The sequence below is a fragment of the Candidatus Pelagibacter sp. genome (assembly GCF_052049775.1).
GTDB lineage: Bacteria > Pseudomonadota > Alphaproteobacteria > Pelagibacterales > Pelagibacteraceae > Pelagibacter.
This window is the reverse complement of sequence record NZ_JBNGZH010000064.1, coordinates 1-9,802: the sequence shown is the minus strand read 5'-3', so window position 1 is coordinate 9,802 and position 9,802 is coordinate 1. Positions and strand designations below refer to the sequence as shown.

The window sequence follows — 9,802 nt, the reverse complement described above, 5'->3', positions numbered from 1 at the left end:
TGAAAAAGAATAAAAAAAAACGATCACTTACTCTTATTCTTAGAAATTATTTTATAACGGGTGTAGTGGTATTAATTCCTATTGGTTTTACTTTATATTTAAGTAAAATTTTAATAGGAATTTCTTCTAAAATAATTCCAGAAAATATAAATCCTAATAACTACTTACCTTTTGCAATACCTGGAATAGAAATAATTATTTCTGTAGCATTTATAACAATTGTTGGGGGATTATCATTATCCTTTTTAGGTAAACGAATTCTCAAACTTATTGATGATCTATTTAAAAGAATTCCTGTATTAAGGACTATTTATTCGGCAATAGTGCAAATGACCGAGACATTTTCTAATAAAGATGAGAATGATAAAAAAAGTGTTGTTTTAGTAGAATACCCAAGAAAAGGTGTTTGGGCTGTTGGATTTGCAACAAAAGAAAATAAAGGTGAAATGGCTGAAAAAACAAATAAAAAATTAATAAACGTATTTGTTCCAACTACACCAAATCCTACAAGTGGTTTTTTACTAATGTTTCCTATAGATGAAGTTATATATCTGAATATGACATTTGAAGAGGCATCCAAATTTATTGTTTCTGCAGGAACATCCACAGGTAAGAATTAAGCTATATCGTTAATTATATCTGCACGATCATACAATTTAATTAATGGTTTAAATCTCCCTATATCCTCTTTTTCACTTTCAATTCTTTTAATTTCTTTTTCAGCTAAAATAAAAAGGTTATGATTATGTATTGGATCTGCCAATTTAAAGTTTTTTATTCCACTTTGTTTAAAACCAAGAATATCTCCAAAACCTCTTAACTTCATATCCTCTTCAGATATTTTAAATCCATCATTAGAATCTTTTAATATATTAATCCTTTTTTTAGCATTTTCACTTAGATTTGACTTAAACATTAATACACATGAAGACTCTTTGTTGCCTCTTCCAACTCTACCTCTAAGTTGATGTAATTGAGACAAACCAAACTTATTTGCATTTTCTATTATAATTAAATTTGCATTAGGAAAATCTATACCAACTTCAATGATAGTAGTAGAAACTAATATCTTAAATTCATTTCTTAAAAATTTGTTTAAGATTTCCTCTTTTTCCTCAATGGTTGTTTTTCCATGGAGTAAATAAACCTCATTTGGAAAAATTTTTTTTAGATATTCAGACTTTTTAATTGCTGAAGAGTGATCAATTTTTTTTGACTCTTCTATAAGAGGGCATACCCAAAAAATTTGATTTCCAAGTTGTATTTCTTTCTTGATGAATTTAATTACATCCTCAATCTTACTTTCAATTTTACTATAAGTTTTTACAGGTTTTCGGTTATTCGGTTTTTCTCGTATAATCGAAAGATCCATATCTCCGTAAATAGTCATTGTTAAAGTACGTGGAATTGGTGTTGCTGTCATTAAAAGAACATCACAATCTTTCCCAGCTTTATCAGATAATTTTTTTCTCTGACTAACTCCAAATTTGTGTTGTTCATCAATTATTATTAAACCTAGTTTTTTGAATTCTACTTTTTTTTGAAATAAGGCATGTGTTCCAAAAATAATATCAATTTCTTTTTTATTAAGTTTATTTAAAATTTTTTTCTTATCTTTGTATGATGATTTTCCAGAAATTAATTCTATTTTAATATTTTTTGGATATATTTTTTTTGCTAATAAAAAATGCTGTCTTGCTAATATTTCTGTAGGAGCCATTACTGCTACTTGAAAATCAGAACTGATGGTATTGAATGCAGATAATAACGCTACAATTGTTTTACCACTACCAACATCACCCTGAAGTAATCTGAACATCTTGTTATCTGAGCACAAATCTTTATTAATCTCATTTAATGTTTTAGTTTGATCATTGGTTAAGAAAAAATCTAATTTTGATATTATTTCACCTTGTTTTTTAATATCGAATTTTTTCTTTGTTTTTTTTATTTTTTTGATCTTTTTTCTAATTTCTGAATTAACCAAAAAAGTTGAAAAAATTTCATCAAATGCAAGTCTTTGATAGAAATTTTCCTTGAATTTACCAATGTTTTCTGGATCGTGTAATTTTTTGATTGAGTCATTCCAGCCAATATTATCAAAATTTTTTAATATATCTTTTGAGTGCCACTCATCAATCTGAGGTAAATTTTCAATAATTTGAAATATTATTTTATTATAAACCTTTTCACTAATTCCCTCAGTTAATGAATAGGTATTATGCTTTTGTTTTATTATAGATGAGTCTTCTGAAATATATTTAGGATTTGTTAATTGATATTTATTTCGAAAGTATTTAATTCTACCACTAATTGTTACTTCTTTTCCAATAGGTAATATTTTTCTAATATATCCCTCGTAACTATTAAAAAAAACACAATCTATTTCACCAGTTTCATCTTTGCATAAAACTCGATTTGGTAAGTTTCTTACTCTTGGAAATGAATATTTTTGAGGAATTATAGTTATAGTTTGTATCTCATCTATTTTTAAATCTTTAATTTTCGAGGATAAACTTCGATCTGTATAAGATTTTGGTAATTTCCATAACAGATCAAAAATACTATTAATTTTTTTTCTTTTTAATAAATTTGATGTTTTTAAACCAACACCTTTTATAGATTTAAGGTCAGATAATAAATATTCATAATTTCTTTTAATATCCATAAACTAATATTATATTCCTAATATGACCGCTGATATAGAACAAATAAAAAAAAAAATTATATACAGATCAAATTATCGCGGTACGAAAGAAATGGATAAACTTTTAGGAGCATTCACTAATAAATACATAGATCAATTAAATGTTGAAGATTTAAATGAATTAATAAAATTCTTAGAAATAGATGATAATAATCTTTATAATTTTTATAATGGTTTAAAAACCAACATTGAATTTGAAGATAATAAAATTAATAATTTATTTAAAAATTTTAAATATTAACAATTATGTGGCGGAGAGACTGGGATTCGAACCCAGGAAAGAGTTGCCCCTTTGCCGGTTTTCAAGACCGGTGCTTTCAACCGCTCAGCCATCTCTCCGTAAGCAAGGTTTTATAAGTAAAATATTTAAATTCAACTAAAAAACAGACATTATAATTTTAGAAATTTTACCTGGCGTACAAGTTTTGTTCAAGTTATCCTATAAAATCCTTTATATGATAATTATATTTAGTGAATAAAATGTCAGATTATAAACAGAGAGAGAAAAATTTAGAACAATTTGATTATAAATTTTTATACGGAGGTGTCTTAATTGTTGATAGTGAGAAAAAAAGATTAAATAAAAACTTAACAGAAATTTATGAGGAAACACCAGTTCTTTCATCATTTATTTCCCCTCATGATAATGAAATTTATTGCAAACTTTCTGATGTAAATTTGAATTATATTGATGAAAAAAATATCAGATTATCAAATTTTGAATTATGTTGGTCTAGATTTGGAAATTATCTCTCAATCAATGTTAACCAATTAGTAAAAGATCATGAAGGTTATTTGCTAGATATGATAGGTCAAATCTTTGTGCCCGCCCAGAATATCTTGTACAAATCAATTAAACCAAATCTAATAACCTTTAATATAGTCAATCACTCATTAAGTTATAAAAAGATTATTTATAAAAATGATGATAAAAATGTTTTAGACCTTTACAAAAAATGTTTCGATGTAAATGAAAATCAAAGTTTGTATCAGGGTTCAGAGTTAATGATGCAAGTTAGCTCATTGCATAGATTAAAAAATAAATATCATAAATTTGTAAGTGATTTTAGGTACCCTTTGCTATATTCATTTTTAAATTCAGGTATAGCTGATGATATATTTTATATATGGGATGATCATGATCCCAATTATACTTTAAATAAAATAGAAAGTTTTGAAATTAATGATGAATATAAAAAATATTGTAAATTTTACATAAACCAAGACTTTTTATCCATTATTGATTTTTTTAAAATTACTTTAAATTCACCTGAAAAAATTTTAGAATATTTAGCCGAAAGAATAAAAATCAAATCTATTTTAAAAGAACAAAAACTATTTTCTGACTCTGATAAAAAATTTATAAACGGATTTATATTTGATAGTAAATTTATTCTTATAGTATTAGTACTGTTTCATAGTAATAATGGCAAAGTATGTCCATCAATAGATAGTTCCACGGGTAAAATAATTCATTGTGAGGTTGATACATGGAAATTTAAAGACATTGAGGAAAAACAAAAGGCTACAGGTGAGCATATCGAAGATCAATATTGGCATGCTTTTACCGACAATATAACTCCATTTGATCTTCATCATGTTTTAGAGGCTTCAACAGTTTTCGCAAACCAATTTGATATAGAGGATTCAGGATTTAAAGATGACACTTCAAAAAGATTATTTGATAATATTTCCCTGGAAGGTGATTTGGATGAGGCAAAAAAAATGATAGATGATATTATTAATGAAGCAAGTAATAATAAGATCTGGACAATTCCTTATAAAGCAAGAGTAGAAATTCAATTTGGAAGCTTTACATCGTTAGTTGTAAGTGAATTTAAAAACAATATCTATTTTCTCTTAAACCATTCAAATGGAAGGTCATTTTATGGATATTTTAATATTGATGAAAAAAAATGGGATATAGGCATGACAGATTTTTTACCTATGTCCAACGATCAAGATGATAATGATAGAATTAGAGTTGCTTTAAAATTATTGATAGTCTCAATAGTGAGAGATTTTTGGGTTGTTGAAGTAAGAGAGAGTGTATTTAAATATGAAAGGAGGAACATTAAAAGAAAAATAAGAGGCCAAAAAACTTCTTATGAATCGATTAAATATATTCCTAGAGTTAAATATATTAGAAATATAGGCGTCAAAAAACTTGAAACAAATTTAAATTATAATGAACGTAGATCACATTGGGTAGTAGCTCATTTGAGAAAAGTTGATGGTAAACCCTCAGATACAGCTATTGCTTTAGCAAAAAACTATGGTTTTGAAATAAAAGAAAATTTTACTTTTGTAAAACCTCACGAAAGAGGTGGTTTAAAGGGATCTAATGTTAAATATAGAAGCAAGTCTGCTTTGAAATTATTATTTCAAGAAAATGTTACTGTTTCTCCTGGAGAACAAACACCTGACTGGTTCAAATTTGAAATAGATGTTAACAAATGGCTGAATAAAAATAAATTTGAAACTGTTCATACTGGTGGTTCAGGCGATGGTGGTAAAGATATTATAGCAACAAAAATAATTGAAAAAGAATTAAGAACTTTTTTATTTGAATGCAAATGCTGGAAAGATAAAGTTGGTATTTCTGTTTTAAGGAATTTGGTTGGTACGTTGACAGATTATCCTAGTAATACGTTTGGTGGTGTCATTACTACATCAAGTTTTACAAAAGATGCCTTAGAATATGCTGAAAAAAAATCATTAATTTTAATAGATGGTAATAAATTAATTAATCTTAATTTTCTTAATTAAATTTACGTACAAGCGGCGTACAAGTTTGCTAGCTTAGGCAATCCAAGAAAAGCACATTTTTCGTAAAAGTAAAATTTCAAAAAGTAAGCAATGACTTCATAAGTATGTGAATCGTCTTAAAGGGGGTAGGGATTACTTGGAATTTCAAGACCGGTGCTTTCAACCGCTCAGCCATCTCTCCGTGTAGAAGCTTTTATAATTAAAAATATTTAATTCAACAATAAAATAGTCTAATTACTCATGATATTTTATTCATTTAATTAGTATGAAAAATGATTTTAACAAAGGTTTAATATTAACTTCTTTAGGTTCTTTTTGGTGGGGATTTATTGGAGTTATATATTTTGAGTCAGTTTCTTTTATTGGTCATACTGAATTAGTTGTTCACAGATGTCTGTGGACAGCAATAATGTTAATTTTAACCACAACATTTCTGTCTAAATGGAAAATTTTTTTAAAAGAGGTAAAAGATAAAAAAAAATTAATTTCATTATTTTTGTCTGGTTTTTTAATTTTCGTTAATTGGTCTATATGGATATATGCTGTTGCATCAGAAAGGATTATTGATGCTAGTTTTGGTTATTTTATAATGCCAATAATTAGTGTTCTTTTGGGGTATATTTTTTTTAAAGAGGAACTAAACAAAAAAAGGATTTTTTCAATTATTCTAGTTTTTGTCTCAATATTAATTTTAATTTTTTTTAATCTTAAATCATTACCATGGGTCGGTCTCATTGTAGCTTTTAGTTGGGCCTTTTATAATTTAGTTCGAAAAAAAATCGAAATTGATACCGATATTGGGTTGTTAATTGAAAGTTTATATATTTTCCCTTTTGCTTTAGTCGCATTTTATATAATTGTAAATAATGGTTTAAACGACTTTAACTTAAGTAATCCAGGATTAAGTTTATATTTACTTTTAGCTGGTCCAATGACTGTGATTCCTTTGTTTCTATATGTAAGAGGGGTTGAGTTAATTGGATTAGGACCTACCGGAATGATATTTTATATAACGCCAACATTACAGTTCATTTTAGGTTATTTTTATTATGGAGAGGATTTTTCATTAGTTAAATTTCTAAGTTTTATTATTATTTGGATTGCTGTAATTATATATTTAAATGACTTATATGAAAAAAATTAAAATTTTTTTTTTAATTCTATTTTTTTTAAATTCCAACTTATTTGCAAATGAGAATATAGATTTTGAAAAGTGGAAAAAAGATTTCAAACAAAGAGCTTTAGCAAATAATATTTCTGAGAAAACTTTTGATTTAGTAATGACAGATACTAAGTTTTTAGCAAATGTTATAAAATATGACAGATACCAGCCTGAATTTTATGAAGACACCAAAACTTATATATCAAAGAGATCTTCTACAAAAAAATTAAATAAAGGTATTGACTTCTACTTTAATAATAAAGATTTGATTAATATTGTTGAAAATAAGTTTAAAATTGAGAAAGAACTTTTATTGTCATTGATGGGCATTGAAACAAATTATGGAACTTATGTTGGAAAAATGGATATCCTTTCTTCACTAGCAACTTTAAGTTATGATAAAAGAAGATCTGAATTTTTTACTAAAGAGCTTTTAATCTTATTGAAATTAATTGATGAAAATCAGATAGATTATAAATCATTGTATGGTTCATGGGCAGGTGCATTTGGTTTTTTTCAATTCATGCCCTCAACCATAAAAAATCACGCAATTGATTTTAATACTGATAATTATATTGATTTAAAAAATTCTCATGATGCTTATGCTTCAGCAGCTAATTATCTTAAAAAAATTGGTTGGAAAAAAGACTCGCCTTGTTTTTATAGAATAGATCTTAAAGATGATATTCCAAAAAAATATTTGAATGTTTCTGCAAAAAAACTCCAAAATAAAAAAAAATTAGGATTTTTTAAGAAATATATTGATAATTATGATGATATAAGTTTTCTAAAATCAAATTATAATGTTGCAATAATCACTCCAGACAAAGATATTATTCCTGGTGCAGATACTTTAAATCCTGCATATATTGTATTTGATAACTACGAAATAATTCTCCAATGGAATAGATCTCTAAGATTTGCTTTAGCTGTTTGTACCTTAAAAGATAAATTTAAAAATGAATTATAAAATTTTATTAATATTTTTGTTATCAATATTTTTAATAGGTTGTGAACAAGTAGCAATAAAACCAGATAAGATTGAAACAAAAATAGAGAAAAAATATAGTAATAGTGGCTTTGCTTTAATTTTTGACGGAAATATAAAAAAAATTAAAAAATTAGATGATAGATCATTAATGATTCATCACAAATCACTTAAAAGAAAATCTGCTGTTAAGATTACAAATCCAAAAAATGGAAAATCTTTAATTGCAGAAGTAAAATCTAATAACCAAAAATTTTCAGATTTTTATAATTCTGTTATATCTAGAAGAATTGCTGAAGATTTAGATCTTGATTTCAATGAACCCTTATTAGAAATAGTGTTAATATCTAGAAATTCTACTTTTATTGCAAAAAAAAGTAAAACTTTCGATGAGGAAAAAAATGTTGCAGAAAAGGCGCCAATTGATGGTATTCAAATTAATGATTTAAGCAAAACTAAGAAAAAAGAAAAAAAAACAACTAAAGAAAAATTTTCTTACTCAATAAAGATTGCTGATTTTTACTATAAATCTACTGCCAAAATGATGATTTCTAGAATCAAAGATGAAACTTCTATAAAAAACTCAAAGGTAAAAAAATTATCTCAAACTAAATTTAGAGTATTAATAGGTCCTTTTAATGATATAAAAAGTTTGAAAGAGTCATTTGAGAAGTTAAAATCTCTTAATTTCGAAAACTTAGAAGTGCTAAAAAATGTTTAAAAATTTTCTAATTACAATTCTTATAACTTTTTTTATTTTTAATAGCGCACATTCTAATATTGAGATAAAAGCAAGAACAGCAATTTTACAAGATTTTTTGTCGGGTGAAATTTTATACGAAAAAGAACCAGATAGATCAATTTATCCTGCCTCAATGACGAAAATAATGACCTCCATTATTGCTTTTGATTTAATTAAATCAGGCGATTTAACTTTAGATGAAAAATTTATTATTTCAGAGAAAGCTTGGCGGTTATCAACTTCTGGATATTCTTCAATGTTTGTTATGGTTAATGATGAGGTGAGTGTAGAAAATTTACTTAGAGGTATAATTGTTGCCTCAGGAAACGACGCTTGTGTTGCATTAGCTGAAGGGATAGCAGGTACAGAAGAGGAATTTGCTATTATGATGACTTCCAAAGCACAAGAAATTGGTATGAGTAATACAAATTTTGCTAACTCATCTGGAATTAATGATCCTGACAATTATTCAACAGTAAAAGATATAATGATAATGTCTCATTATTTAATTAAAAACTATCCAGAATATTACGAATGGTTCAGTGAAAAAGAATTTACATGGGATAGAACTGGTGGTGATCCAATTACTCAAGGAAATAGAAATCCACTTCTATATAAAAATATAGGTGCAGATGGAATTAAAACTGGATATCTAGCAGTGGAAAAATATTCTTTAGCATCATCATTAGAAAGAAAAGGTAGAAGGCTAATTGCAGTAGCTAGTGGTTTCGAAACTAAAAATTCTAGATCTAGAGAGAGCTCAAAACTATTAACATATGGTTTAACGAATTTTGATTTAGTAGAAATAAATAAAACAGGAGAAGATTTTGATAGCGTTGATGTTTGGTTAGGAAAAAAGGATTTTGTTAAAGTTTATACTAAGGAAGATATCTATAAAATTATTAAAAAAGGTAAGAAAAAATTGTTAAAAGTTAAAATGTTATATGAAGGACCTGTGGAAGCTCCAATTAGTAAAGATCAAGTTTTAGCAAAATTAAGGATTATTTATGATGATGAATTAATTGATGAATATGATCTTTTGGCAAAAGAGCAAGTGAACAAAGTAAATATTTTTTCAAGGTTAATGAAATCCTTAAATTATTTGATTTGGGGTGATGTCTAAAAAAATTGTTATAGCCTTTGAGGGTATTGAAAGTAGTGGAAAAACTTTCCATATTAATAATGTTTCTAAATATCTAAAAAGAAAAAAAATACCTCATATAAAGTTAAGAGAGCCTGGAGGAAATAAGAACTCAGAAAAAATAAGAAAATTAATTTTAGATAAGAAATCTCATTTTAAAAAAAAAACCGATTTATTACTTTATTTAGCGGCCAGAAGTGAAAATATGGATAATTTGAAAAAAAATTTTAGAAAAAAGATAATTTTACTTGATAGGTTTACCGACTCTACAATTGCCTACCAACATTTTGGAA

The 9,802-nt window shown here is 26.1% G+C and carries 9 protein-coding genes and 1 tRNA gene; 8 read left to right on the top strand and 2 right to left on the bottom strand.

Translation table 11 applies throughout. The features are described 5' to 3' along the window. The coding region (locus tag ACTT83_RS06385; RefSeq protein ID WP_440919247.1) for a DUF502 domain-containing protein at positions 1-620 on the top strand (620 nt) is incomplete at its 5' end. Here ACTT83_RS06385 and recG read toward each other — a convergent pair. After that, on the bottom strand, positions 617-2,668 hold the full coding sequence (recG, locus tag ACTT83_RS06380; protein WP_440919246.1) for an ATP-dependent DNA helicase RecG: 2,052 nt from the start codon (positions 2,666-2,668) through the stop codon (positions 617-619). The genes ACTT83_RS06385 and recG overlap by 4 nt on opposite strands. Positions 2,669-2,690: 22 nt before the next feature. Here recG and ACTT83_RS06375 point away from each other — a divergent pair, with 22 nt between their 5' ends. Continuing rightward, positions 2,691-2,948 carry a succinate dehydrogenase assembly factor 2 gene (locus tag ACTT83_RS06375; protein WP_440916416.1) on the top strand — a complete coding sequence of 86 codons (258 nt, stop codon included), beginning with the start codon at positions 2,691-2,693 and terminating at the stop codon, positions 2,946-2,948. Positions 2,949-2,956: 8 nt separating this feature from the next. On the opposite strand, the gene ACTT83_RS06370 is transcribed toward ACTT83_RS06375, so the two are convergent. Next, a tRNA-Ser gene (locus ACTT83_RS06370) sits at positions 2,957-3,046 on the bottom strand. Positions 3,047-3,187: 141 nt separating this feature from the next. Between ACTT83_RS06370 and ACTT83_RS06365 the strand changes: the two genes are divergently transcribed. From ACTT83_RS06365 to ACTT83_RS06340, 6 genes are all read left to right on the top strand, one after another. Further along, positions 3,188-5,476 carry a restriction endonuclease gene (locus ACTT83_RS06365; RefSeq protein ID WP_440919245.1) on the top strand — a complete coding sequence of 763 codons (2,289 nt, stop codon included), beginning with the start codon at positions 3,188-3,190 and terminating at the stop codon, positions 5,474-5,476. Between the two features lie 265 nt (positions 5,477-5,741). After that, on the top strand, positions 5,742-6,620 hold the full coding sequence (gene rarD / locus ACTT83_RS06360; protein WP_440919244.1) for an EamA family transporter RarD: 879 nt from the start codon (positions 5,742-5,744) through the stop codon (positions 6,618-6,620). Further along, the gene (locus tag ACTT83_RS06355; RefSeq protein ID WP_440919243.1) at positions 6,607-7,608 is read left to right on the top strand and encodes a lytic murein transglycosylase; all 1,002 of its coding nucleotides are present in this window, start codon (positions 6,607-6,609) and stop codon (positions 7,606-7,608) included. The genes rarD and ACTT83_RS06355 overlap by 14 nt, the downstream gene beginning before the upstream one ends. Continuing rightward, complete coding sequence (locus ACTT83_RS06350) at positions 7,598-8,347, top strand: hypothetical protein (protein WP_440919242.1); 750 nt, start codon at positions 7,598-7,600, stop codon at positions 8,345-8,347. The genes ACTT83_RS06355 and ACTT83_RS06350 overlap by 11 nt, the downstream gene beginning before the upstream one ends. Beyond that, positions 8,340-9,491 carry a D-alanyl-D-alanine carboxypeptidase family protein gene (locus ACTT83_RS06345; protein WP_440919241.1) on the top strand — a complete coding sequence of 384 codons (1,152 nt, stop codon included), beginning with the start codon at positions 8,340-8,342 and terminating at the stop codon, positions 9,489-9,491. The genes ACTT83_RS06350 and ACTT83_RS06345 overlap by 8 nt, the downstream gene beginning before the upstream one ends. Next, positions 9,484-9,802 (top strand): dTMP kinase (locus ACTT83_RS06340; protein ID WP_440919240.1); only part of this gene is annotated, 319 nt, incomplete at its 3' end. The genes ACTT83_RS06345 and ACTT83_RS06340, both read left to right, overlap by 8 nt.